At 56.8% G+C, this 26,040-nt stretch carries 15 protein-coding genes; 3 read left to right on the forward strand and 12 right to left on the reverse strand.

Annotated features, from left to right (window positions below):
• Positions 1–3: 3 nt before the first annotated feature.
• The 6 genes from baeR to AC6HVW_RS01155 are packed head-to-tail and all read right to left on the reverse strand — an operon-like array spanning position 4 to position 11,037.
• Complete coding sequence (gene baeR / locus AC6HVW_RS01130; protein WP_059201493.1) at positions 4–720, reverse strand: envelope stress response regulator BaeR; 717 nt, start codon at positions 718–720, stop codon at positions 4–6.
• A 12-nt stretch (positions 721–732) separates the two neighbouring features.
• Positions 733–2,103 (reverse strand): envelope stress sensor histidine kinase BaeS, encoded by a 1,371-nt coding sequence (gene baeS / locus AC6HVW_RS01135; protein WP_071683876.1) that lies wholly within the window; start codon positions 2,101–2,103, stop codon positions 733–735.
• Positions 2,100–3,545 (reverse strand): MFS transporter, encoded by a 1,446-nt coding sequence (locus AC6HVW_RS01140; RefSeq protein ID WP_071683875.1) that lies wholly within the window; start codon positions 3,543–3,545, stop codon positions 2,100–2,102. Before AC6HVW_RS01140 ends, baeS begins: the two co-directional genes overlap by 4 nt.
• Positions 3,546–3,578: 33 nt before the next feature.
• A complete protein-coding gene (mdtC, locus tag AC6HVW_RS01145) occupies positions 3,579–6,659 on the reverse strand; it encodes a multidrug efflux RND transporter permease subunit MdtC (RefSeq protein ID WP_071683874.1) in 3,081 nt (1,026 codons plus the stop codon).
• Positions 6,656–9,775: an MdtB/MuxB family multidrug efflux RND transporter permease subunit gene (locus AC6HVW_RS01150; RefSeq protein WP_071683873.1), complete on the reverse strand. Its 3,120-nt coding sequence runs from the start codon at positions 9,773–9,775 to the stop codon at positions 6,656–6,658. Before AC6HVW_RS01150 ends, mdtC begins: the two co-directional genes overlap by 4 nt.
• Positions 9,775–11,037, reverse strand: coding sequence for an MdtA/MuxA family multidrug efflux RND transporter periplasmic adaptor subunit (locus tag AC6HVW_RS01155; RefSeq protein ID WP_497569239.1), 1,263 nt, complete (start codon positions 11,035–11,037; stop codon positions 9,775–9,777). Before AC6HVW_RS01155 ends, AC6HVW_RS01150 begins: the two co-directional genes overlap by 1 nt.
• A gap of 272 nt (positions 11,038–11,309) precedes the next feature.
• Here AC6HVW_RS01155 and AC6HVW_RS01160 point away from each other — a divergent pair, with 272 nt between their 5' ends.
• Positions 11,310–12,263 carry an aldo/keto reductase gene (locus AC6HVW_RS01160; protein ID WP_021807136.1) on the forward strand — a complete coding sequence of 318 codons (954 nt, stop codon included), beginning with the start codon at positions 11,310–11,312 and terminating at the stop codon, positions 12,261–12,263.
• Between the two features lie 43 nt (positions 12,264–12,306).
• Here AC6HVW_RS01160 and AC6HVW_RS01165 read toward each other — a convergent pair whose 3' ends face one another.
• Positions 12,307–12,852 (reverse strand): GNAT family N-acetyltransferase, encoded by a 546-nt coding sequence (locus AC6HVW_RS01165; RefSeq protein ID WP_071683872.1) that lies wholly within the window; start codon positions 12,850–12,852, stop codon positions 12,307–12,309.
• 40 nt (positions 12,853–12,892) lie between these two features.
• Positions 12,893–14,245 carry a molecular chaperone gene (gene yegD, locus AC6HVW_RS01170; RefSeq protein WP_186486089.1) on the reverse strand — a complete coding sequence of 451 codons (1,353 nt, stop codon included), beginning with the start codon at positions 14,243–14,245 and terminating at the stop codon, positions 12,893–12,895.
• A 185-nt stretch (positions 14,246–14,430) separates the two neighbouring features.
• On the opposite strand from yegD, the gene alkA reads away from it, so the two are divergent.
• Complete coding sequence (gene alkA, locus AC6HVW_RS01175; protein ID WP_497569240.1) at positions 14,431–15,939, forward strand: DNA-3-methyladenine glycosylase 2; 1,509 nt, start codon at positions 14,431–14,433, stop codon at positions 15,937–15,939.
• Here alkA and AC6HVW_RS01180 read toward each other — a convergent pair.
• The 3 genes from AC6HVW_RS01180 to AC6HVW_RS01190 form a co-directional block, all read right to left on the reverse strand.
• A complete protein-coding gene (locus tag AC6HVW_RS01180; protein WP_497569241.1) occupies positions 15,907–19,248 on the reverse strand; it encodes a diguanylate cyclase in 3,342 nt (1,113 codons plus the stop codon). The genes alkA and AC6HVW_RS01180 overlap by 33 nt on opposite strands.
• Before the next feature lie 192 nt (positions 19,249–19,440).
• Complete coding sequence (gene mgtE, locus AC6HVW_RS01185) at positions 19,441–20,874, reverse strand: magnesium transporter (RefSeq protein ID WP_021178779.1); 1,434 nt, start codon at positions 20,872–20,874, stop codon at positions 19,441–19,443.
• A 165-nt stretch (positions 20,875–21,039) separates the two neighbouring features.
• Positions 21,040–21,207, reverse strand: a complete 168-nt coding sequence (locus AC6HVW_RS01190) for a YfgG family protein (protein ID WP_065686557.1) — start codon at positions 21,205–21,207, stop codon at positions 21,040–21,042.
• A gap of 527 nt (positions 21,208–21,734) precedes the next feature.
• On the opposite strand from AC6HVW_RS01190, the gene AC6HVW_RS01195 reads away from it, so the two are divergent.
• Entirely contained in the window at positions 21,735–23,981 is a 2,247-nt protein-coding gene (locus AC6HVW_RS01195) for an EAL domain-containing protein (RefSeq protein WP_071683868.1), read from the forward strand.
• A 495-nt stretch (positions 23,982–24,476) separates the two neighbouring features.
• Here AC6HVW_RS01195 and ppx read toward each other — a convergent pair whose 3' ends face one another.
• On the reverse strand, positions 24,477–26,036 hold the full coding sequence (ppx, locus tag AC6HVW_RS01200; protein ID WP_071683867.1) for an exopolyphosphatase: 1,560 nt from the start codon (positions 26,034–26,036) through the stop codon (positions 24,477–24,479).
• Positions 26,037–26,040: the final 4 nt, after the last annotated feature.

Genomic DNA, 26,040 nt, shown 5'->3' on the forward strand with positions numbered 1-26,040 from the left:
GCGTCACAGCCCATTGACCAGCCGACACTGTTCGGCTTCCCAGCGGTAGCCCACCCCGTAGACCGAACGGATAAACGCCTTGTCGCCGTCGATCAGCTCCAGCTTGCGGCGCAGGTTCTTGATATGGCTATCGATGGTACGGTCTGTCACCACCCGGTAATCGTCGTACAGATTGTTCAGCAGTTGTTCGCGTGAAAACACGTTGCCCGGCTGGCAGGCCAGGGTTTTCAGCAGGCGGAATTCCGCCGGAGTCAGATCCAGGATATGGCCCTGATAGCTGGCCTGAAAGCGTGGCTCATCAATCTGCAACAGTGAATCATCATCGCTATGTTCCTGGGGCCGATAGCAACGGCGCAGGATGGTTTTCACCCTGGCAACCACTTCGCGCGGGCTGTAAGGCTTGCAGATGTAGTCATCCGCCCCGATCTCCAGCCCCAGCAGGCGGTCGATCTCCTCGATTTTGGCGGTCACCATGATGACGGGGATATCGGTAAAACGGCGTAGCTCACGGCAAACGGTTAAGCCATCGCAGCCTGGCAGCATCAAATCCAGCAAAATAAGCGCCGGTGGATGTTCATGCACCGCCGGGATCACCTCGCTGCCGTTGCTCAGCCAGCGGGTGGCGTAGCCAGCAGCCTGCAGATAATCTACCAACAGTTGGCCCAGCTTGGGTTCATCTTCCACAATCATGATTTGTAGTGGCTGATTTTGGTTTTCCATCAAACAACCTTATTATTCACCAGAGATGGGGAAATCTACTGTAATGCGCACGCCGCCTAAAGGCGAGTGTTGTGCGCGGATCTCGCCGCCATGTGCCTCCACAATGTTCTGACAGATGGAGAGCCCCAGCCCCGAACCGCCGCTGGCGCGGTTACGCGATCCTTCAGTGCGATAAAAGCGTTCGAAGATGAGAGCCAGTTGCTCGTCATTCACACCTGGGGCGCTGTCCTGCCAGTAAATCCGCGCCGTTCCGGGCAGGCGTTCGATACCAATCTCCAGCCGACCACCGGCATCGGTATAGCGTTGGCTGTTTTCCAACAGGTTGTTGAATAACTGGAGCAGTCGGTCAGGATCGCCAAACAGTGGCATCTGTTCCGGCAGATAGGTGACGATTTCCAACTGTTTGGCATGAAAACGTTCACGGAAGGCCGCCACTGCGATCTGCACCAGATGCACACAATCTACCGGCAATTTACGGTAGGCGAGGGCGCCGAGATCGGAGAGTGACAGCTGGTGCAGATCGTCCACCAATTTGGTGAGGGTTGAGACTTCCGCCTGTAGCGAACTGAGCGAAGCCGGTGTGGGTTGGCGAACGCCGTCTTGCAGCGCCTCTAACTCGCCACGCAGTACCGCCAGTGGGGTACGTAGCTCGTGGGAAACATCCGCCATTAGCGCCCGCCGCATCTGTTCGTTCTTTTCTAACGAGGTGGCAAGCTGGTTGAAATCCTGTGCCAGCCGACCCAGCTCATCTTGGCTGCTGACCGCCACCCGAGCGCTGAAATCACCCGCCGCTAGCCGATGGGTACCAGCAACCAGGCGTTTAACCGGTGCCAGCAGGCCGCGCGACATCAGCCAGGTGACTGCCGCCGCCAACAAGGTAGATAGCCCAACGATCATCCAGCTGGTGCGCTTCTGTTGGCGATCGAAGTTGATGTCCGCATTGCGCGTCAGTTTTTCCGGTGGAGTAGCCACTACCCAACCGACGATCTGATTGTTGTAATGAATCGGGTGTCGGGTGCTTTCTTTCGGGATCGGGCCGGAATGGCCTACCAACCGGTTATATTGACTGTCCACCACCCAGAATTGGGTGCGCCAGCCCTTGGGGGGCAGATTGTGGCTACTGTCGCTGTTCTGCTCAAACGAACGCATGATCTGATACACCACCTGATCGTTGTTACGCAGAAATTCCCAGTTGCCGTGGAGGCGATACTGATCTTCCAACGCGTCACCGAGCATGCTGATGCGCTGCTCATTGCTGTGCTTGATGTAATCGATAAAACCCCGTTCAAAGCTGACGCGTACGCCCCAGTGCATGGTGATCAACACCAACATGCAGGTGGCGAAGATCGCCATGAACAGCTTGCCGGTTATGCCAATTCTCATTGTTTCCTCGTGGAGCCGGTGCCCGGCTCTTTGGTCAACGTGCGGTTGGGGGCGATGCCGGTCGGTACGCGGGCGAAAGCCAGCGCCGGCAGGGCAATAATCAGCGCCATGCAGCCATAGCTGTAGATAAAGGCGTTGTGGATCGCCGGGCTATCGGCCACCACCTGATGATGCGCGAAGCTGCCAATCAGGATCCCGGCAATACTGACGCCCAGGCTCATGGATAGCTGCATCACCATCGACAGCAGGCTGTTGCCGCTGCTGGCGAGCCGGTCGGGCAGATCTTTCAGCGTCAGGGTATTCATGGCGGAAAAACGCAGGGAGTTAACCATACCCTGGAAGAACAGCACCAGCGGCAGCAGATAAACCCAGCCCAGCATCGCCACCAGCGGAAAACTCAGGGTGACTAGCGCCAGCATCAGCGTGGCGGCTACCAGTACATTGCGATAACCGAAGCGGTTAACCACCTGCACCACGATGCGCTTCATGCCCATGCTGCCGATGATCATCGGGATCATCATCAACCCGGCGTGGAACGGGGAAAACCCCATACCCACTTGCAAAAACAACGGTGTCATAAAGGGCAACATACCGCTGCCGATCCGTCCCAACAGGCTGCCGGTCAGGCCGATGCGGTAGGTTGCCGTCTTGAATAGTCGTAGTGAGAACAGCGCCCGGCTGTTACCTCGGGCATGCAACCAGTAGCCAGCCAGCGCAGCGCAACCCATAACCACCAGCCCGGCGATAGTGGCAGAGGAAAGCCCCATGCCTTTATGCCCGTCGAGCGCCAGCGTCAGCGTCGCCATGCCAATTGCCAACATGATAAAGCCGCTGATATCGAAACGCCGGGTCTGCATGGTGTAATTGGGCATCAGCAGCGCGGTGGCAATCGCTCCGGCGATCCCCACGGGAATGTTGATCAGGAAGATCCAGTGCCAACTGGCGTATTGCACCAGAAAGCCCCCCAAGGCGGGCCCCATCAGCGGGCCGATCTGGCCTGGCAGGGTGACGAAGGTCATCGCCGCCATATACTGTTCACGCGGGACGATTTTCATCACCGTCAGCCTGCCGACCGGCACCATCATCGCGCCGCCGATGCCTTGTATCACGCGGGAGGCCACCAGCTCATTCAGGGTTTCCGAACGGGCGCACAGGATCGACCCGAGCGTGAACAGCACGATGGCGCTGAAGAACACCCGTTTGACGCCAACCCGATCCGCCAGCCAACCGCTGGCAGGTAGCATTACTGCGACCGTCAGCACATAGGAAACAATCACCGACTGCATGCGCAGCGGGTTTTCCCCCAGGCTGGCTGCCATGGAGGGCAACGCGGTATTGACGATGGTGGTATCCAGCGTCTGCATAAAGAAGCCGAAAGCCACGATCCACAGCTGCCATCGCACCGAGGTGGACCCTGGTGGGGCGCTGGGTTTGATGTTCATCTCATAGGCCCTTATCTCCCGCGTTGCTGCCGATCAGTGAGGCAGCGGCGTCAGTTTTTTACCGCGACGGAACTTCATCTGCAAGCGGTCAAAGTACAGATAGATCACCGGCGTGGTATACAGCGTCAACAATTGGCTCATCAGCAGCCCCCCGGCGATGGTGATCCCCAGCGGCTGCCTCAGCTCCGCCCCGTCCCCGCTGGTCAGAACCAGCGGCAAGGCGCCAAACAGGGCCGCCAACGTCGTCATCATGATGGGGCGAAAACGCAGTAAGCAGGCCTGGAAGATGGCCTCACGGGCGCTGATCCCGCCGTTGCGTTGCGCATCCAGGGCAAAGTCGACCATCATGATGGCATTCTTTTTAACGATACCAATCAACAGCATAATCCCGATTAGCGCAATCAGGCTAAACGGCGCGTCAAACAGTTCCAGTGCCAGCAATGCCCCGACTCCGGCAGAAGGTAGCGTGGACAGTATGGTCAGCGGATGGATATAGCTCTCATACAAAATACCTAGCACGATATATACCGTGGCGATGGCCGCCGCGATCAGGAACAGCTGTGATTTCAGCGTTTCCTGAAACACCTGTGCGGTACCGGCAAACGAGCCTCGCACGGTGGGGGGAACTCCCAGCTGCGTCATGGTACGTTCGATGGCTGCCGTCGCCTCGGACAGGCTGCCACCGTCTGGCAGGTTGAACGAGATGGTAGAGGCTGCCGACAGCCCCTGATGGTTCACCGCCAGCGGTGCGTTGGCTGGCCGCCATTGGGCAAAGTAAGACAGCGGGATCGGCTGACCGCTGTTGTTGATCACAAACATTTTGTCCAGCGAGCTCACGTCCTGGGTATAGGGCGGAGCCACCTCCATCACCACTTTGTATTGGTTCAGCGGCTGATAGATGGTGGAAATCTGGCGCTGCCCGAAAGCGTTGTTGAGCAGGTTGTTGGCGTCGTTGACCGAAATGCCCAGCCGCGACATGGTTTCGCGATCGTAGGTCAGATCCATTTCCGAGCCTTTGTCCTGCTGATCGGAGTTGACGTCCGCCAGCTCCGGCAACGCTGCCAGCGCGGTACGGATCTTCGGCTCCCATTCGCGCAGTGCGCCAAGATCGTCGGCCAACAACGTGTATTGATAGCTGGCGTTGGCCTGCCGCCCACCAACGCGAATGTCTTGTACCGCCATCAGGAACAGGCTGGCCCCCGGCTCTTTCGCCAGTTTGGCACGCAGGCGGGCGATCACCTTCTGAGCATCATCGGTGCGTTCCGACAGCGGTTTGAGGGAGATAAACATCGAGCCGCTATTGGTGCGCGAACCGCCGGTAAATCCGGTGACGTTATCCACGTCCTTGTCTTCCCGCACGATCTTCATAAATTCTTGCAGCTTACCGCGCATTGCCTGAAACGAAATGCTCTGGTCGGCCTGGATAAAGCCCATCAGGCGGCCGGTATCCTGCTCGGGGAAGAAGGTTTTTGGAATACTGATGTACAGCCAGACGTTGAGGGCGATAGTGGCCAGGAACACTGCCATTACCCAGCGGGAATGGCCCAATACCCAGTTGAGTGAGCGGCCATAGCCCTGCTGCAAACCCAGCAACATGCGGCCAAAACCCCGAATACGCCGCTGTTCGCGCGGTGGCTGGTAACGCAGCAGATAGGCGCACATCATCGGCGTCAGCGTGAGTGAAATCAGTAACGAAAGCCCGATCGACACCGAAAGCGTCACGGCAAATTCACGGAACAGCCTGCCTGGCAAACCAGCCATAAACAGCAAGGGAATAAACACCGCCACCAGCGATACGCTCATGGAAAGCACGGTGAAGCCGACTTCACGTACCCCTTGCAGGGCAGCTTTGATCGGTTTCATCCCGGCCTCGACGTGGCGCGAAATGTTTTCCAGCACCACGATGGCGTCATCCACCACAAAACCGGTGGCGATGGTGAGCGCCATCAGCGATAGGTTATTCAGGCTGAAGCCGCACAGGTACATGGCGGCGAAGGAACCGATCAGGGAAACCGGTACGGCCACTGCCGGGATCAGCGTTGCGCGGCCAGAGCGCAGGAAGATGAAGACCACCAGGATCACCAGCCCGATGGCGATCACCAGTGATTGCTCTACTTCGGCCAGTGAGGCACGGATCGTCGGTGAGCGATCCTGGGCAATATTCAGTTCGATCGAGGCGGGGATGTTCTCCCGCAATGCGGGCAACTCGGCGCGGATACGATCCACGGTTTGAATGATATTGGCACCGGGAGCGCGGCTGATGGTGAGAATGATGGCCGGTTTGGCGTTGGTCATCCCGGCGTTGCGTACGTCCTGGACCGAATCGATGACGTTGGCCACGTCGCTCAACCGTACCGCCGCGCCGTTGTTATAGTGAATCACCAACGGCTGGTAGGCCGCCGCGGTTTTCAATTCGTCGTTGGCCTGGATCTGCCAGCGCTGCTGTGGGTCATCCACCGCGCCTTGCGGGCGGCGTACGTTGGCGTTGGCGATGGTTTGCCTTACCGCATCCAGTGAAATCCCCTGGTTGAATAAGGCACCGGGATTAAGCTCCACGCGTACCGCAGGTAGGGAACTGCCGCCGACCGAGACATCGCCTACGCCTTCCGTCTGGGCAATTTTTTGCGCCAGTTGCGTTGACGCGAAGTCATACAGCTGCCCTTGGTTGTAGGTATCCGAAGTCAGCGTCAGGATCATGATTGGCGCGTCGGACGGGTTGATCTTGCGATAGGTGGGTCGGCTTGGCATCCCGGTAGGTAACAGACTTTGGGCGGCGTTAATCGCGGCCTGTACGTCACGCGCTGCCCCGTTGATATCGCGATCGAGATCGAACTGCAGGATCACCCTGGTGCTGCCAAGTGAACTCGTCGAGGTCATTTCATTCACCCCGGCGATCCGGCCCAGGGCCCGCTCCAGCGGTGTAGCTACCGAGGAGGCCATGGTTTCCGGATCGGCGCCAGGCAACGAAGCGCTCACCAGAATGACGGGGAAATCTACCTGCGGCAGCGGCGATACCGGCAGCAGCCGAAAGCCAATCACCCCGGCGATGGTGATCGCCAGCGTCAACAGCGTTGTGGCAACCGGCCGGTAGATAAACAGGGCAAAGAATTTCACGGCAGCTCCTGCGGTTCTGGCTGGCGGTGGGTATTGCGAGCCAATTTATCAAACAGCAGGTAAATCACCGGCGTGGTGAACAGCGTCAGGATCTGGCTCATCACCAGACCACCGACCATACAGACGCCCAGCGGGCGGCGCAGTTCGGCCCCGACGCCGGTACTCAGCATCAGCGGCAATGCCCCCAGCAGCGCGGCCAGCGTGGTCATCAGGATCGGGCGAAAACGCAGCAGGCAGGCCTGATAGATGGCGTCGTACGGCGTCATCCCTTGCTCACGCTCGGCAGCCAATGCAAAGTCGATCATCATGATGGCGTTCTTTTTCACGATGCCGATCAGCAAGATGATGCCGATAATGGCGATCACATCCAGCTCATGCCCGGAAAGCATCAGCGCCAGCAGGGCCCCGACACCGGCGGTGGGCAGGGTCGAAAGAATGGTCACCGGGTGGATAAAGCTCTCATACAGCACGCCCAGCACGATATACATCGCGACCACCGCCGCCAGGATCAGCCACAGCGTGCTGCCAAGGGCAGCCTGGAATGCCAGCGTGGCCCCCTGGAACTGGGTGGTGATGTCTTTGGGCATGTTGAGGTCTTTCTCAGCCTGAGTGATCGCCTCTACTGCTTCCCCGAGCGAGTAATTACCGGCCACGTTAAACGACACGGTGGCCGACGGGAACTGATCGAGATGGTTGATCGACAGCGGGCCAAAGCGCTCTTCTATTTTGGCGATGGTGCTCAATGGCACTATGGTGCCGTTGCTGCTGGTCAGGCGGATATCGTTTAACGCGGAAAGCCCTGGTGTGCTGGAGACATCATGCTCCAGGACCACCCGATATTGGTTTGCCTGGGTGTAAATGGTTGAGATCAGGCGCTGGCCGAAGGCGTTATACAGCGCGTTGTCGACATCGCTCATGGTGATGCCAAGGCGCGAGGCCGAGTCTCGGTCGACATTCACATAGGCCACCAGCCCCTGATCCTGCCAGTTGCTGGTCACTTCGGCCAGTTGCGGGGCCTGCTGCAATTCGGCCATCAACTTCGGCACCCACAGGCTGAGTTCATCCAATGACATCGCCTGAAGGGTAAACTGGTACTGCGTGCGGCTCACCTGGGTGTCGATGGTCAGATCCTGCACCGGTTGCAGATACAGCTTCAAGCCGGGGAACTGCGCCGTCTGTTGCTGCAGGCGGGTAATGATCGCCGGGATGCGATCGCTCCGTTCGCTCAGTGGTTTAAGGTTGATCTGCAAACGGCCACTGTTGAGCGTAGCGTTGCTGCCGTCCACGCCGACAAAGGACGTCAGGCTTTCTACCGCCGGATCCTTGAGGATTTCGGCAGCAACCTGCTGCTGGCGCTCGGCCATGTTACTGAATGAAACGCTCTGTGGCGCTTCCAGCGTGCCCTGAATGATGCCGTTATCCTGCACCGGGAAGAAGCCTTTCGGCATCAGCAGATACAGCAACACGGTCAGCGCCATGGTGCCGAAGACGACGCCTAACGTCAGCCACTGATGGTTCAATACCACTTTCAGCCACACGCCGTATTGGGCGATCACCCGGTCAAAGAAACGCTCGCAAGCGCGAGAGAAACGGTTTTGCTTACGCAGCGATTCGTGGCTAAGCATCCGGGCGCACATCATCGGCGTCAGCGTCAGCGACACCAGTGCGGAAATCAGGATCGCCACTGCTAGCGTCACAGCAAACTCACGGAACAGGCGGCCAACGATATCGCCCATAAACAGCAGTGGGATCAGCACCGCTACCAGCGAGAAGGTCAGCGAGATAATGGTAAAGCCGATCTCTCCGGCCCCTTTCAGCGCCGCGTCGAGCGGTTTTTCACCTTTTTCGATATAGCGCGAGATATTCTCGATCACCACGATGGCGTCATCCACCACAAAGCCGGTAGCGATGGTCAGCGCCATCAGCGTCAGGTTGTTGATGGAGAAGTCGAGGAAATACATGACGGCAAAGGTGCCCACCAGGGAAAGCGGCACCGCCACGCTCGGGATAATGGTGGCGGGAACGTTACGCAGGAAAACGTAGATCACCATGATGACCAGGGCGATCGCCAGCAGCAGCTCAAACTGTACGTCGCTGACCGAGGCCCGGATGGTGGTGGTGCGGTCGGTCAGCACCTTCACATCTACCGATTTTGGCAGGCTTTTGATCAGCTCTGGCAGCATCTCGCGAATACTGTCGGCGGTGGTGATGACGTTGGCACCCGGCTGGCGCTGAATATTCAGCACAATGGCCTGCTCTTTATTGGCCCATGCCGCCAGGCGGTTGTTCTCCGCGCCTTGCTCAATGGTGGCGATATCTTGCAGACGGATGGCCGCGCCGTTCTGATAGGCGATAATCAACTGACGGTAATCCTCAGCGGTTTTCATCTGATCGTTGGCAGAGAGCGTGACCGAACGCGTCGGGCCGTCCAGGCTACCTTTGGCCGAGTTGACGTTGGCGTTACTGATGGCGGTGCGGATGGTTTCGCTATCCAGCCCATAGGCGGCGACCGCCGTAGCATTGAGTTTCACCCGTACGGCCGGGCGCTGGCCGCCGGAGATGGTGACCAGACCGACCCCGGTAACCTGCGAAATCTTTTGCGCCACCCGGGTTTCCACCATGTCTTCTACCTGGGTCATCGGCATGGCGGTCGAGGTGACGGCCAGCGTCAGGATCGGTGGATCGGCAGGGTTAACCTTGCTGTAAATCGGCGGGTAGGGCAGATCGCTGGGCAGCAGGTTAGTGGCGGCATTGATGGCCGCCTGTACTTCCTGCTCGGCAACGTCCAGCGGCAGTTCAAGCTGGAATTGCAGGGTGATCACCGAGGCGCCACCGGAGCTCTGCGAGGCCATCTGCTTAAGGCCGGACATCTGACCGAACTGGCGCTCCAGCGGCGCAGTGATCGCCGAGGTGACCACATCCGGGCTGGCGCCAGGGTAAAGTGTGACGATCTGGATGGTTGGGTAATCCACTTCCGGCAGGGCAGAAACGGGCAGTGAGCGATAGCCAATGATCCCGGCCAGCATGATAGCCAGCATAAACAGCGTGGTGGCTACCGGGCGAAGAATAAACAGGCGGGAAGGCCCACCGCCGCTATGGGGGGACATCGACTGCATCAGGAGTTCCCCTGAGGTTTAGCGCGGTGCTTCGGTTGTTCTGCAGTCGGGGTGGCCGTCGTTGTATGAGGGGCCACCACTTCAACCTGCATGCCTTCGGTCAGACGGTCGATCCCGTCGGTGACGACGCGGTCGCCCGCATTGACACCGGCGTTAATGACTACCTGCTGGCTATCCTGAATACCGGCGGTAACCCGATGTTTGCTGACCTTATTGTCTGCGCTCAGCAGCCAGACGAAGTTGCCTTCGTTGCCCATTTGCAGCGCGGCGGTAGGGATCACCACCGCATTTTGCAGGGTGGCAACCTTCAGCCGGGCGTTAACGAACTGATTCGGAAACAGCGCATCGTCCTGATTGTCGAAGCGAGCCTTCAGCTTGATGGTGCCCGTTGCGGTATCGATCTGGTTATCCAGGCTCAATAACTCACCGGTGGTTAACAACTGCTGGTTGGTACGGTCCCAAGCCTCGACGCTCACGGGGCCAGCTTTTTGCGCTTTGACCAGATCGGCGATATTGCTCTCCGGCAGGGTGAAGACCACATCGATCGGATACGTTTGGGTGATCACCACGATGCCGGTAGTGCTGCCGCTGGCGATGTAATTGCCCACGTCAACCAGTTTAAGGCCCACGCGGCCATCAATCGGTGCGGTGATCTTACTGTAGGTTATTTGCAGTTTGGCGCTGTCCACCGCCCCTTGATCGGCCTTGATAGCCCCTTCGGTCTGGCGAACCAATGACTCCTGGGTATCCAGTTCCTGGCGCGATACCAGATTGGTTTTTGCCAACTGTTGGTAACGGGCGAGGTCGCGTTTGGCATTGGCCAGCGTCGCCTGATCTTTGGCTAACTGCCCCAGAGCCTGAGTTAATTGTACTTCGTAAGGGCGCGGGTCGATCTCAACCAGCAGGTCTCCCGCCTTGACTTGTTGGCCTTCGGTAAAGTGTATCGCCATCAATTGACCATCGACGCGGCTGGTGACGGTCACGGTGTTGGCCGCGGTGGCGGTGCCCAATCCTGAGAGGAAACGCGGCACACTCTGCACTGTGGCGGTGGCGGCCTGCACTGGGGACATGGGAGCCCCTCGTCTACCACCGGCTCTGCCTGCGGCTCCTGCTGGGCCTGAACCTGCCTGCTGCGCACCCGGCGCTGCATCGGTAGCCTGTGGCGCGCTAAAGTGACGCCAGATCAGAATGGCGGCAAGCACTACGATAACTATGGCTAGCAGGCGCAAGAGCAGTGAGCGGCGTTTGGGTTTTGTATTCATGGCGTTGGGCATTCTCTCCAGAGACAGTCGTGCGGGCAATCAGTTGCCAAAAGTGATACTCCTTACAGGATACTAGTTTAGCGAGCCGTCACGGTGTAAAAATGAAGGAAATATGGAGGAAGCGTCAGGTTTGTCGGCGGAGAATGTCTATTTTACCCAAACCACGCTTAGCTAGACATTTTCTGACATATAACCGATTCGTTTTAGCGTTCCAGCCGTTTTCGCGCTAATAATTTAGGGCGAATTTTTCCTTTTCCCTCAGGAGCCACATCATGAGCAAGAAACCGTTGGGCCGTTCCGGCATTCAGGTCCCGCAACTGACCTTTGGCGGCAACGTGTTTGGTTGGACTGCAGACGAGGCCACGTCTTTCAGCCTGTTGGATGCGCTGGTAGCCAATCAGCTGAATTTTATTGATACCGCGGACGTTTATTCGAGCTGGGCGCCGGGCAACCAAGGTGGCGAGTCAGAAACGGTGATTGGTAACTGGCTGAAGAAAAGCGGCAAGCGCGACCAGGTGATCATCGCTACCAAGGTGGGAAAACCGATGGGCGAGGGCAAACAAGGCTTGTCGCCACGCTATATTCGTCAGGCCGTAGAGGCTTCGTTGCGCCGCCTGCAAACCGATTATATCGATCTTTATCAGTCCCATGATGATGACCAGGACACTCCGCTGGCAGAAACTCTGTCTGCGTTTGATGAACTGATCAAAGCCGGGAAAGTGCGTGCCATTGGCGCTTCCAACTATCAGGCAGACCGGCTGGTGGAAGCACTGAAAGTCAGCGAGCAAAACGGACTGGCGCGCTATGAAACCCTGCAGCCGGAATACAATCTGTATGCCCGTGAAGGTTATGAGCAGGCGCTGGAAGCGGTGGCGCAGCAACAGGGGCTGGGGGTGATCAACTTCTTCTCACTGGCCAGTGGTTTCCTCACCGGTAAATATCGTAGCGCACAGGACGTGGGTAAGAGCCAGCGTGGGGATACCATTGTGTCGCGTTATCTTAACCCACGCGGTTTCCGCATTCTGGCAGCCCTCGATCTGCTGGCAGAAAAGCACCAGACTACACCCGCACAGATCTCGTTGGCCTGGCTGATTGCTCGCCCAAGCATCACCGCGCCCATCGTCAGCGCCACCTCGTTAACCCAGTTGGATGAGTTGGTGAGTGCCACTCGGCTCCAATTGGCCGCCGAGGATATCAAGGCGCTGGATGAGGCAAGTGCCTGGTAAGGCCCATAACATCAATTATTATTCAATGAGTTATCATCCAATATCACTTATTTGGTGACAGCTTACGATACAACACATGCTTGCGTAGTGGATGGCCCAGCGGTAAACGGGGATGCTCGAAGGTTTCACCGCTGAAGGTCATCCCGATACGCTCCATCACCCGGCGGGAAGGGAGATTAATTTCAGCGGTAAAGGACACCACCTCTGGCAGTTGCAGCCTATTGAAAGCGATATCCAGCGCGCAACGTGCCGCTTCGCTGGCATAGCCTTGGCCCCAATGCTCCTTCGCCAACCGCCAGCCAATTTCCACGCAGGGCGAGCAGGGCAGATCGTCGCCAGGAATGGCTAGCCCGACAAAGCCGATAAAGGCAGCCTGATGCTTCACCTCGACGGCCCATAGCCCCCAGCCGTGTTGTTGCATAAATTGGCGGATACGATTGGCCTGGGTGTCGCTTTCAGCTCTGCTTAGCGTTGCCGGGAAGTATTTCATCACCTCAGGAGCGCTATTGAGCGCGGCAAAGGCGGGCAGATCGCTATCTTGCCAACCGCGCAGCAGCAATCTAGGTGTTTCACCAGTGATGATAGCCATAATGCTCCATTGTCAGGGGCGTTAGCCGCCCCTGCGTTAATCAACGAAACAGCGTCTGCGCCCAGCGTGCCAACCCGGCGGTGACCGAGCCAAAATCGTTGCCACCGACGATCGGGATCCCCGGCAACTGCTGTTGCAGTGCAGTTCTCAGCAGTGGTGAGCGCGCGCTACCACCGGTCAGGTAAATGACCTGCGGCTTACTTTGGCTGGTAGCCAGAGCGGCGCTAACCTGTTCCTGGATACGTAGCAGAGGTTGGGCAATGGCATCGGCCAACTGCTCTTGGCTGATCGTTTCTGCCAGCTCCGGCTGCACAAAATCCAGTTGAGCGCTGATGCTTGCCTGACCCGATAGCGCGATTTTACTCTCTTCCGCCGCACGTACCAGCCGATAGCTCAGGCGCTGCTGATGGACTTTCAACAGCCGTTTCACCTTCTCGGGTTCGGCAGCGTCGCGGAGCAGATCGCGCAGCATACGGCCATTGGCTGTGCTGTAGAAATCGATTTGGGCCGGGACATCGTTGGTCGCTACCGCGTTCCAGTAAGGCAACGCAGGCATGGCGATCCCTTTCTCGGTTTCACCGCCCATACCGAACAGCGGCATCAGCTGTTTGAACGCCAGCATGATATCCAGATCGTTACCGCCTACGCGGCAACCGCTGTGCCCCAACAGGCTCTGTTGGCGATCGGCACGATCGCGCCATTGTGGCCCCATCAGCAGCACCGAGCAGTCGGTGGTGCCGCCGCCGATATCGACTACCAGCACGGTTTTCTCTTCGCTTAGCGTCGCTTCAAAGTCCAGCCCGGCGGCAACCGGTTCGAACTGGAACTCGATCTCTTTGAAGCCGGCCCGTTGTGCGGCGCGGTGCAAAATCCCCTGCGCCTGCTGGTTAGCCTCTTCACCGCCGGTGCCCTGGAAGTTGATCGGGCGGCCAATAACGGCCTGATCGATGCTGGTTTGTAACACGCCTTCCGCCTGGCGCTTGATGTGGAACATCATGGCGCACACCAGATCTTCAAATAGCGCAATCTGTTGTGGCTTAAGGCCGTTAGCCCCGAGGAAGGATTTCGGCGAGCGGACAAAATACACTTCTTCCGGATCTTCGATGTAGTGAGCCAGCGCCTGCAGGCCGAACAGCACGCTGTCGCCATTGACCGGAATATCTTCTTCGCGGTTGAAGGTGATGGCGCGGCGCAGCAGTTGCTGGTTTTCCTCGCTGCCGGTTGGCACCTGCCAGTGGCGATGCAAGCACTCACTCACCGCCTCGCGCGTCGGTGCACACAGCATCGAAGGGAGATACGGCTCGTTGTTTTCCAACGTCAGTAATTCAGGACCCTGGTCGCGCATAACGGCGACAGAACAGTTGGCAGTGCCATAATCGAAGCCAATAAACATTTTTCGTTCCCCATGCCGATGAAGGGGGGCGACTTTACCCGAGACTGGTCTGCCGAGCAACGAGTGGGCGGCTAACTGGCGAAAAATTTAGCGCTAATCACGGCGGCGTGGTTAACTTGATGGCAGCGATATCAAACAGGTTAATGTCCGATTCCCGCACGTCAGCTATAGGTCCGAGCGCCATAATGAACAAAAAACTGACTCCGAGCGATGCCATGAAGAATCAACAACAGGCGCTGTATAGCGCGCTGAGTGCGCGTGACCGTAAGTTTGACGGACGATTTTTTGTCGGTGTCTCCTCCACCGGTATTTATTGCAGGCCGGTATGTAGCGCCCGCACGCCGAAAATCGAAAATTGTACGTTTTACCCCAGCGCCGCCGCCGCCGAACTGGCCGGTTTTCGCCCCTGCCTGAAATGCCGCCCTGAACTGGCGCCAGGGTTGGCGCTGATCGATCTGGGCAATCGCTATGCTCAGGTTGCGGTTCAACTGATTGAGCAGGGTTATCTTTCAGAGCATAGCTGTGAACAACTGGCTACCCGGCTGGGGATTTCCGATCGCCATCTGCGGCGCATTTTTGCCGAGCAGTTCGGCGCTTCCCCCATTGATTACGCCCAGTCACACCGCCTGTTGCAGGCCAAACGGCTGCTGGCGGATACCGATTTGCCCCTGAGCGAGGTGGCATTTGCCGCCGGGTTTGGCAGCCTGCGGCGTTTCAATGAGCTGTTTAAGGCCCGTTATCGCCTGATCCCTTCGGTATTGCGCAGCACTGCTGGCCGAAGTGAGCGTGCCGCCACCAGCGGACTGGTATTTCATCTGGGGTATCGGCCACCTTACGATTGGCCGCGTATGCTGGGGTTCTTACAGACTCGTGCGGTCAGCGGCGTGGAAAGCGTTGTCGGTCAACAATACTGCCGTTCGATCGCGGTGGATCAGGGCGGCGTCGAATATTGCGGTTGGGTGAGCGTCCAGCCGGAAGAGGCGCGAAACCGGGTGCGGGTGGAAATTGCCCCATCGCTCAGCCGAGTGACGACCGAAGTCCTGCGGCGCATTCGCCAACTGTTCGATCTGGATGCCGCGCCAGACCGCATTTGCGAGGCGTTAGGCGCGCTAGCGGCGGATGCGCCCGGCTTACGTTTGCCAGGCTGCGTCAACAGCTTAGAGCAGGCTACGCGTGCGGTGTTGGGGCAGTTGGTCAGCGTCAAGATGGCGGCTATTTTTGCCGGGCGGATGGCCGAACGCTGGGGAACGGTGCTGGAGCAGCCGTATGGCGATATCACTCATGTTTTTCCGCAGGCGGCGCGGATCGCCCAGCTGCAACCGGAAGATCTGCGTCCATTGGGCGTACAGCTGAAGCGCGCGGCGGCGCTGATTGAAATTGCACGCAGGGTAACAGAAGGGCGTTTGCAGCTGGATAACGTGCTGGATATCGACCAGGGTATCAAGGAGTTGACCGCGCTGCCGGGAATAGGCAGTTGGACCGCCAGCTATATCGCGATGCGGGCCTGGTCATGGCCGGACGTTTTTCTGGCGGGGGACTATCTGATCAAACAGCGTTTCCCCGGCATGACGCCGCGCCAGATTGAGCGCTATGCCGAACGCTGGCGGCCTTGGCGTTCCTACGCCACCTTGCATCTGTGGCATAACGATCGTTGGGCACCTTCAGTGAATACCGAAGTAACCGCCGCTGAGTAACTCGCTCAGGGGGAGCTCCAGCGCAACGGTGTCACCGTCTACCAGATCGACCCCGATGGCTGTCAGCGCACTTAGCGTAACCTGTTGATGTGCAGGCCCGGCCAGAGTTTGAGTATTAATACGGTGCGCGGCACCATGGATCATCGACACCATCAGTTCATCCATTTGATTGCAGTGGACGTCGGTGATAAAACGCTCGTCGATGCGGATGTAATCGATAGTCTGGCCGTTTAACTGATCGAAGGCGTTCAGGTTGCGGCCAAAACCATTGACGATCAGCTTGCAGCCCATCTGCTGCAAGCGGCGGATAAAGGCACAGCCATCCTCTGGGTGATCGAGCACAATGGTCTCGTCCACCATCAGATACAGCGTGCTGGCCGGCAGCACGGAAGCCGCCAGTAACTCCAGTAAATAACTTTGAAAATCAATATCCAGCACGCTGTCTGTGGCTAATGGCAGCGCAATGGCCAGCCCCTTGCGGCGTAGAGCTTCGGCGTGTCTTTCCAGCACCTGGCTTACCACCCAGCGATCGACATCCGGTAGCAGGCCGTAGAGCTGGGCGGCGGCGAGGAAGGACTCAGAGGCCAGCATACGATCATCGGATGGCCGAACGTGCAGCTTTAACTGATAGAAGCAGACTGCCTGCGGCGTTTTAGGCGGCGAGGCTGCCCTGACGCGTAACAGCAATTGCTGATTATCGATAATATTCAGCACTTCCTGGCGTGTTAGCAGCTCATGCCGGCGCTCCATCTGCTGTTTTTGCCGGGCTTCATAGATATAAACCTGGCCACGGCCTTGGTGCTTGGCGGTATAACAGGCGATATCGGCCTGTGCCAATAGCTCGCTGCTCTTGCCGCTGGTGGCCCCGATTGGTGTAATACCGGCGCTTGCACCGACATGATAAATCTTGCCTGCCCAGTAGAATGGGTGTTCGCCGATCTGCTCGATCATCTGTTGCATCAGCAACTTGGCCTGCTCCAACGAACAGTCGAACAGGATCAGGCCGAATTCGTCGCCACCGAGCCGTGCCAGGCAGTCGCTGTTACGCAGTTGGCGTTGCATCAACTGGCCAATCTCCCTTAGCAAGGCATCACCTGCCGCGTGTCCGGCACTATCGTTAACCGCCTTGAACCTGTCGAGATCGAGGAACACCAGCGAGTGCTGTTGCTGGCTTTCGGCCGCGCTGGCAATGGCGCCCTTCAGCCGCTTTTCGAAGCTGGTACGGTTTTTCAGATCGGTTAGCGCATCGTGTGAGGCGTTGTAGCTGAGCTTTTTCATCAGTTCCCGCGAGGCGCTGACATCCTGCAACACCATCACTGCCCCCATCACCTCGCCCTCGATGGTTTTCAGCGGCGATACCGATTCCTGTACGTCGAAGCGGCGGCCGTCGCGGCTATGCAGTACCAGAGCGTATTCTGCTGGCAGGGGAGGACCTTCTTGCAGGCAGTTTTTCACCGGATTTTCTATCTCTGGGCCATCCTGGCCGTTGGTCATCCGCACTACGCCGTTGATCGGCATACCGAGCGCCAGCTCCAGCGGCCAACCGCACATTTGTTCAGCCACCGGGTTCATAAAGGTGATGCGCATTTCGCGGTCGGTGGAGATCACCCCTTCGCCGATGGCGTCCAGCGTAATGTGCAAACGTTCTTTCTCTTCGTGCAGCGCTTCGGCCAGCGATTTGATTTCCGTCATGTCGATATTGGTACCGATCATCCGCTTCGGCTCACCATGCTCATCGAAGATGGTATTACCTTGGCCGCGAATATGACGAATTCCTCCCAGCCGGGTCTTGATGCGGAACTCCATCACAAACGGCCGGTGCCGATCGCTGAGCGTAGCCACTTGCCGCCCGATACGCTCGCGATCCTCCTCCAGCAGTAAAGCAATCCACAGCGCCAGGGTGGGAGTTTGATCCGGCGTCAGTTCGTACAGCTCGAACATTCGCTTGTCCCAGGTGAGCTTATCTCCGTTCAACATCCATTCCCACACGCCGATCCCGCCGGCCTGATTGGCTAATGTAATGCGTTCTACCAGGCTGCGGTTCTCCGCTTCGGTACGTTTTAGCTCGTTGATATCTTCTACTTGAGAAATAAAGTACAGCGGCTGGCCCTGGGGGTCGCGCACCAACGATACCGCCAGCAGTGTCCAGACGCTCTCACCGTCGCTGCGGATATAGCGCTTTTCCATGGTGTAGCTGCTGATGTGGCCATCAAGCAGGTCTTGTAACTGTGTCAGATCGGCATTTAAATCATCGGGATGGGTAATTTCTTGAAACGTCAGGCGGCGCAGGGTTTCTGGGGGATAGCGCAGCAGCTTGCACAGCGCCTGATTGACCTGTAACCATTTCCCTTCTGGTGACACCAGCGCCATGCCGATGGCCGAATACTCCAACGCATTACGAAAACGCGCTTCGCTTTCCACGATATGCTCTTTTTCCACCCGGAAGGCATGCATCACCATCGCCATGGCGTGGGCCGGGATCAGGATCAACATCAGTGGCAGGTAGATTGTCACATCGCTTAAAAATGTCCCCCTATCCTGAAAATGCAACAGCCCGAGCGAGATCATCACCGTAATCATCAGGGTGGTGGTAAAACAGATGATAAAGGCTTCAAGCCGCGGCAGGCTGATCGCTGCCCACAGCAACGGCAGGATGATAAAGGTAAACGGGAAGGGCATGTTGAGCAGTGCCAGATAGCTGAAGGTCAGTGTTCCCAGCAATACCAACAGCAGTTCGAACAGGTTCAGCGTTCTCAACATTGAGCGGCGATAAACCAGCCCGATCGGCGCCAGAGCCAGTACGCCAATCGCCTCGGAAATAAACCAGGTGCTGAAGGGTTGCCAAAAGGTTTCCCCAGGCGCGGGCGCTAGTGAGGCTGCCAGCAGTGCGCTGAACATGGGCATGAAGATCACGGCGCAGAACACAAATTTCAACCAGCTTGCCAAGCCGTTCAACGGATCGTCTGGCTGCAGTATTCGCCGTAACAGCAGGGTACAGACGGTGGCCTCCAGCAGGTTAATCAGCGTGAGTTTGACCGGGAACCAACTGAGGCCAAACAGCAGAAAACTGGCAATACACATGCCGATCCCGCAGAGGATCAAGTGCAATGGCCAAGTACGCGGTGGCTGGTGGAACATCAGCATAATAACGGCGGCAGTCGGGAACCACAGCGGGGTAAAGTGGCTGGATTCTGCTGACAGCGTCAGGCACAGGTAGGCCAGCAGAAACACAATCAGTGCGCTCAGCAACGAGTGGGTGAACAAGACACCTTTAGCTTTGAGTGGGTGCTGCGCTGCGCTGAGATCCATCGGTAACCTTCACTATGTGCTATCGACCACGAAATCCTGCCGCCATTTTACTCACTAAAAGAGAGTACAGCGGACGAGGAATACCTATCCAAGTATATACCCAACCTCAATCAAGACATACCGTTGCGCTTCGGCACTTCCTGCGCAAGGGAAACCCGCGATTTGTTCTGGTTGAGCTAGCGGTGACACTGACTAAAGCAGGAACACGGTCGCCAGCCCCAGGAAGATAAAGAAGCCGCCGGTATCGGTCAGGGCGGTGATCAGTACGCTGGAGCCCACGGCAGGATCGCGGCCCAGTTTGAGCATGGTCATCGGTATGATCACCCCCATTAGCGCGGCTACCAGCAGGTTGAGCATCATGGCCAGCGTCATTACGCCCCCCATCGCCAGGTCGCCATACAGCAGATAGGTGACCAGCCCCATGATGCCACCCCAGACGATCCCGTTGATGATGGCTACGCCCAGCTCTCTGAACAACAGGCGCGAAATATTGCCCTCTTCGATCTGATGCAGCGCCAGCGCGCGCACGATCATGGTAATGGTCTGGTTGCCGGTATTGCCGCCGATACCTGCGACGATAGGCATCAAGGCGGCCAGCGCCACCAATTGTGAAATAGTGTGTTCAAACAGGCCAATGACCCTGGAGGCGATAAAGGCGGTACAGAGGTTGATGGCCAGCCAGGCCCAACGGGTTTTCACTGCCTTGCTGACCGGGGCAAACACGTCTTCTTCCGGGCTTAACCCGCCCATACGACGCAGAGTGGTGTCGCTTTCTTCGTTAACCACGTCAACGATCTCTTCGATGGTTAACCGCCCCATCAGTTTGCCTTTGGCATCGATCACCGGGGCGCTGATCAGGTCATAACGTTCGAACGCGCTGGCCGCCGCCTCGGCTTTGTCTTCCGGCTGGAAGGTAGTGGGATCGCTATCCATCACCTTAAACACCGGGGTTTGCGGATCGTTAAGCAGGATCGCGGTCAGCGGCAGTTCGCCTAACAGGGTATTTTTGCGATCGGTGACGAACAGCTTATCGGTGGCGTCCGGGATGGTTTTGCGTTGACGCAGGAAGCGGTGTACGGCCCCCAAAGAGACATCAGGGCGTACCGAGACCAGTTCAAAGTCCATCATCCAGCCGACGGTATCCTTACCGTAATGGACCATCTCGCGCACCTGCTCACGCTGCTCTGGCTCCAGTGAGGTCAGCAGGCGGCCCATCAGGTTACGTGGCAGGTATTGCGCCAGATAGGCCTGTTCATCGACATCCAGGGTTTTGATTGCCTTGAGCAGGTCTTTATCGCTCATCTCTTCGATCAGGCTATCCCAGACGGGTTCGGCAACTTCTACCAGGGTTTGGCCGCGCTTGTTGTTATCCACCAGCCGCCACAGCGCCAGGCGTTCATCTTGTGGCAGCGCTTCTAGCAGGTCCGCCAGGTCAGCGGCGTGCATATCTTGCAGCAAGTGGGTGATTTCGGCGGTATGATTAAGCAGTTCGCCTTCGCTGAGTTGCTTTTCATCCCCTGAGCGGCCAAGAATGCCGTCAACCAAAGGGGTATTATTTAACAGTAGGCTTAGAATGCGCTGACGATACTCAGCGACTTTTTTGACGTTATGTGTTGCGGCGGACATGGAATTCCTTAACGCTGACTTGGTACACCGGGTTCCTTTTAGACTATCTTTAAAAGATAGAGCATAGCGGCGGTTGGCGTGGTTTTTATCAATCTGATGGTGCAGGGTCAGCAGCTTTAGCGTGCCGGTGACTCAGGGTGATGGTCGCTTGGTAGGGCAAGATAATCACCGATTATCCACGCGGGCTTCCTGGGTCTGCGGTTCAGGCAGCGATCTTTTTTCCTGATGATGGGGAATAGCGGCAATGGCGGCATACAGCAGGCGACCGACTAGAATGATGAAACTGATCAGCAGCACGACTTTGGTCATGCGCCCGGTTGTGGTCTTTCTCATGGTTCATTGAGCCCGTCGGTTTTTCCCATTGGCATTGTTCAAGCACCCTGTTGGGGCTGCCGCTGGAAAATGATGGTGGCGATTACTGTTGTTTGACACATGCCTGCCATGGCTAACATTGATTTAAATTGTAAATGGAATTCTAGGCTCTGATGACAAAAGATGTCCATTTATTTCCGTGCGTTTGATCGAGCAATTTAGCTGGGGTTTATGTCCACCACTTTTTAAGCGGTTACTCGAAATGCACGGGATATAGATTTTGTCTGATTTTTTGTTGTGTATTAATAGGTTATTATCGTCCTAAGACGTGTCATATGGATTTTTATTAGCCTTTTCTCTATTAATTGATCGTGGTCAAATCTTAAGCTATCGCAGAGAATAGAATTCACAGCCATTCTTGATGCTGGAACCGCATGTCTCAGCTTGCTCCCCGAATGGTTCTGTGGTGGGATCGGATCCTGCCTTTTCTGCGATTTAAAACGCTTAAGCGACGAAGTGAATCACGCCTTAGCGGATACAATGTCTTGATGGGTATTTTAAAGTTCTGGAATAATTTACGTGACCGTTGGTGGGGGCAGCCTATAGTGCTGAGCCTGCTGCTGGTGCCGCTTGCAGGCTGGCTATCGCCGCGCCTGATGCTGCCTGATGGCAAAGTGTATCTGGTTTATCTACCGCTAGTGGTCTGCTTTTCTTTGCTGATGGTTTATGACTGGCGTGCCATGCCTGGCATCGCTTTGGCTATCCTTATCCGCTATTCCAACCGCGCCGGCGGCAGCGAAGTCGACGTGATCATGACGTTGCTGTATGTGGGATGTCTGAGCATTTGCTGGTGGGGCTATCGCTGCCAGTCGCAGCGCCACTGGTGTGTGGGGCTCACCGAGTTGAAGCTGGGTAAACACCGGCTGATCTGGCTGGTGCTGATGCCGCCAGTGCTGTTTATTTTTGGTTTACAGCTGGTTATCGGCCTCGATTTGTTGCCGGACGAACTCGGCATGCTTTCCGGAAGCGGTAATCACCTGCATGCACTGATTAACTTTCAGGCCATTCTGATTGGCTGCCTGTCTTCCATGCAACTGTTCTATTTCGTCTTACGGATCATTAAGAACCCCAAGTTTGCTCGCGTACTGCTGGGAAGGATCCGTCGCGAGATGGCGCCATCGGTTAAAAAAAGTGAGCTGCAGCTGTGGGTCGTGGTGCTGCTTGCCTTGGTCGTGGTGCTTGCCTACCACACGGCTGATACCAATGCCATGCAGGTGCCCGACTACAGCCTGACGCTGTTATTGCCGGTAATGCTGTATAGCGCCATGCGCTTTGGCTACCTGTTCAACTGTATTATCTGGGCGGCAACCCTGCTGGTGCTGTTCTTTAACTATCCGGGCTACGTGCAATGGGACAGCCTGCTGCATAACTTGACCATGATCTCGTCAATGATGCTGGCGTTCACCCTCAGTATTCTGCTGACATCTGCGGTGCATACTCGCCAGCGGATGGACCATGCGAAGGCGCAAAGCGCCTCGTTAAAAGATCCGGTCATCGGCTTACCCAACCTGCGTGCATTGAAGCGCGATCTGGCCAAGGTGCCGCGTTCTACGCTGTGCTTCCTGCGGATTTCCGAGCTGGATTTGCTCAGCCGAAACTATGGCATGCAGTTGCGCATCCGGTTCAAACAGAAGCTGGCGAGCAGCCTACGCACGGTGCTGGAGGAAGGGGAGGACGTCTATCACCTGCCGGGGTACGATCTGGTGCTGCGGCTCAACGGTTCCGACGGTGAGGCCCGGGTGGCCAAAATCCACAGCACGCTGGAGAAGTTTCGTCTGGTGTGGAACGGTCTGCCAATCCATCCGCCGCTGGGAATTAGCTACTGTGGAGTCTATTCGGAAGTGGAACACCTGCATCTGTTACTGGGGGAATTGAGCTCGTTGGCGGAAATGTCTCTGACCAGTGGCCGGCCTGAAAACGTGCAGAACGATCATCATGTGGTTCAGGATGAAATCAAGCGCAAGGTCGCCTTGTTACACTGGGTGCAACGCTCGCTGGATAACGACGGTTTCATGTTGATGGCTCAACCGATTGTCGGGGTTCGCGGCGATTCTTACCATGAGATCCTGCTGCGTATGCTGGATGATGAAGGTAACGTCATTCCTCCCAACGAATTCCTGCCGGTGGTGCATGAATTCGGGTTGGCTTACCAGTTGGATATGTGGGTACTGCGCCAAACCTTGCAGTTTATGGAGCTCCATCGCGAAGGTATGCCTAGCGCGCGCTTTGCCGTGAATCTGTCACCGTCCTCGCTGTGTCGCCCGAGCCTGTGCCAAGACGTGCGCGATGCCTTGCGGCAATACCAGATTGAGCCTTATCAACTGGTGTTGGAAGTGACGGAGTCTCATCTGGTGCAGGATGTGAAATATGCCAAGAGTTCGCTGAAAGAGCTGCGTCAGTTAGGTTGCCGCATTGCCCTGGATGATTTTGGCACCGGCTATGCCACCTACGATCGCCTGAAGGAGTTGCATGTCGATATCTTGAAGATCGACGGCAGTTTTGTGCAGGACATGCTGACCAGCAAGGTGGATTACCAGATCATTGCGTCAATCTGCAAGGTGGCGCTGATGAGAAGGTTGTCGATTGTGGCGGAATATGTCGAGTCGCCCGAGCAGCGCGATGCGCTTAAAAGCCTCGGCGTGGATTATATGCAGGGCTACTTTATCGGCAAACCTCAATTGTTGGCGTCTCTAGTGCCGATGGAGGCACAACCGGAAGACGAAGAGTCTGACTGAGAACGTGGCCCCTCACCCTAACCCTCTCCCACAGGGAGAGGGAACCGATCGAGCGTGGTTGAAATTGTAGTGATTCATCTTGGATGAGAGACGATCGAGTACGCTGATTTTTCTGCGCCATGCTCCATCTTTGTTCTTCTTACTCCGTATTTACAGCACTCCGGTCAGCTCCCTCTAGTACAGATGTCTCTTATACACATCTCAAATTGCGGTCAAATGGCCGTAATTTGAGAAACATAGTAGGCTGATTTTAAAGAGAATTTTTTCGAGCAACAAATTGATGTGTTTGAAATAATTCCCTTAAAAAACAGCAGGATGTCGAGTTGTGTATAAGAGACAGCTAGTACAGGGAGAGGGGGACCGGGCGAGTATGCTGATTTTTCTGCACCATGCTCCATCTTCGTTCTTCTTACTCCGTATTTACCGAAGCAGCACAGGCCAACCAAGCACTCCGGTCAGCTCCCTCTCCCTGTGGGAGAGGGTTGGGGTGAGGGGTTACGCGGCAGGTTTTGCGTCTGCGTCCTGCTCGCCTTCTTCTTCTATCACCAGTTTCCAGCCAACCACGTCATTCCAGTATTCCTGCTCACGCTCAAAATCGAGCTGTACCAGGTTGTTCTGCGACAGATAGCCCGCCGGGAAGCGCAGCGTCCAGTGATTGTCATCCGTGACCAGGCGCAGGGTTTCCGGCGTGGTGGTGGCCTGACGCTGATTGTTAAGCAGGGTGCTCAGGCGTAACAGCTGGATCAGCGGCAGATAGTACTTCTTCTTGAACAGGTTCAAGCGGGGTAACTCTTCGAGCTTGATCGCTTTACGCTGGAAACGCACCAGCGCCGATAGCAGCAACTGCTGTTCCTGGTTGAAGCCTGGCAGGTTGGTATTTTGTAGAATATAGGCGGAGTGGCGGTGCATGCCGCTGTGGTTGATGCTCAGCCCCACCTCATGCAGCATGGCGGCCCATTTCAACAGCGCTTCCAACTGTGGCTGCACCAGCTTGGTGTTTTGCGCCATCCACTGGGCGTACAACAGCTCGGTGGTTTCGAGCACGCGCTTGGCCTGCTCGCGGTCAATATTATAGTGATCGGCCAGACTTTTGGCCGTGCGGCTGCGAATATCCTGGTGGCGGAAGCGGCCCTCCATTTCATACAGCACGCCTTCGCGCAGGGCACCGTCGGACAGACGCAGATCGCGGATTGCCAGCGCATCAAATACCCCACACAGGATCGCCAGCCCCGGCACAAATACCGATTGGCGATCTTCCGACAGGCCCGGCAGGCTCAGGGCGCTGAAGTTTTTAAACTGCAACACTTGCTCAACCAGCAACTCCAGCCGTTCAAGGGTAATCAAACCGTCTTTTTCACCCATGGCCACCAAAACTTCGTGAGCGGCCTTGATGGTGCCAGATGCCCCCAAGGCATATTGCCAGCCCTGGATGCGGTATTGCCAGGCCAGGGTTTCCAATTTTTGTGCGGCGGCCAGGCGTGCTCGTTTAAAGTTGGTTTTGCTGATCTCCCCTTCAGGGAAGAACAAGTGGGCAAAGCTCACGCAACCCATGCGGCGGCTCTCTGCCAGCAGAGGCTCGAAATCCTCCCCGATCACCAGTTCGGTAGAGCCACCGCCGATGTCGATCACCAGCTTGCGGCCTTTTTCCGGCTGAGTATGTTCGACCCCCATAAAAATCAGACGGGCCTCTTCCTGCCCGGCGATGATTTCGATCGGATAAGGGATCACTTTTTCCGCCCGTTTGAGGAACACCTCGGCATTCACCGCCTGACGCAGGGTGTGGGTACCCACGATGGTCACGTTATCCGCTGGGAACCCCTGTAATCGCTCGGCAAACAGCGCCAGGCAGGCCAAGCCCCGCTCCATGGCTTCTTCACTGAGCACGTTGTTGCTATCCAATCCATCGGCAAGGTGTACCCGCTGTTTTAAACGGCCTAACACCTGTAAGGCGCCGTTAACGACGCGGGCGATCACCATATGGAAACTGTTCGAGCCAAGATCGATGGCAGCGATTTCCTGTGGCTTATTATTGGTTGCAGTGCTTTTTAGCGGCATAGTG

This window comes from Serratia sp. NCCP-200 (genome assembly GCF_059697885.1).

Excerpts from the sequence above, each read along its gene's own strand:
- AC6HVW_RS01190 (WP_065686557.1), bottom strand. The coding sequence starts at position 21,207 with ATGAGAAAGACCACAACCGGGCGCATGACCAAAGTCGTGCTGCTGATC.
- AC6HVW_RS01195 (WP_071683868.1), top strand. The coding sequence starts at position 21,735 with ATGGGTATTTTAAAGTTCTGGAATAATTTACGTGACCGTTGGTGGGGG.
- AC6HVW_RS01150 (WP_071683873.1), bottom strand. The coding sequence starts at position 9,775 with ATGCAGTCGATGTCCCCCCATAGCGGCGGTGGGCCTTCCCGCCTGTTT.
- mgtE (WP_021178779.1), bottom strand. The coding sequence starts at position 20,874 with ATGTCCGCCGCAACACATAACGTCAAAAAAGTCGCTGAGTATCGTCAG.
- baeR (WP_059201493.1), bottom strand. The coding sequence starts at position 720 with ATGGAAAACCAAAATCAGCCACTACAAATCATGATTGTGGAAGATGAA.
- yegD (WP_186486089.1), bottom strand. The coding sequence starts at position 14,245 with ATGTTTATTGGCTTCGATTATGGCACTGCCAACTGTTCTGTCGCCGTT.
- AC6HVW_RS01160 (WP_021807136.1), top strand. The coding sequence starts at position 11,310 with ATGAGCAAGAAACCGTTGGGCCGTTCCGGCATTCAGGTCCCGCAACTG.
- ppx (WP_071683867.1), bottom strand. The coding sequence starts at position 26,036 with ATGCCGCTAAAAAGCACTGCAACCAATAATAAGCCACAGGAAATCGCT.
- AC6HVW_RS01155 (WP_497569239.1), bottom strand. The coding sequence starts at position 11,037 with ATGAATACAAAACCCAAACGCCGCTCACTGCTCTTGCGCCTGCTAGCC.
- AC6HVW_RS01180 (WP_497569241.1), bottom strand. The coding sequence starts at position 19,248 with ATGGATCTCAGCGCAGCGCAGCACCCACTCAAAGCTAAAGGTGTCTTG.
- AC6HVW_RS01140 (WP_071683875.1), bottom strand. The coding sequence starts at position 3,545 with ATGAACATCAAACCCAGCGCCCCACCAGGGTCCACCTCGGTGCGATGG.
- AC6HVW_RS01165 (WP_071683872.1), bottom strand. The coding sequence starts at position 12,852 with ATGGCTATCATCACTGGTGAAACACCTAGATTGCTGCTGCGCGGTTGG.
- alkA (WP_497569240.1), top strand. The coding sequence starts at position 14,431 with ATGAACAAAAAACTGACTCCGAGCGATGCCATGAAGAATCAACAACAG.
- baeS (WP_071683876.1), bottom strand. The coding sequence starts at position 2,103 with ATGAGAATTGGCATAACCGGCAAGCTGTTCATGGCGATCTTCGCCACC.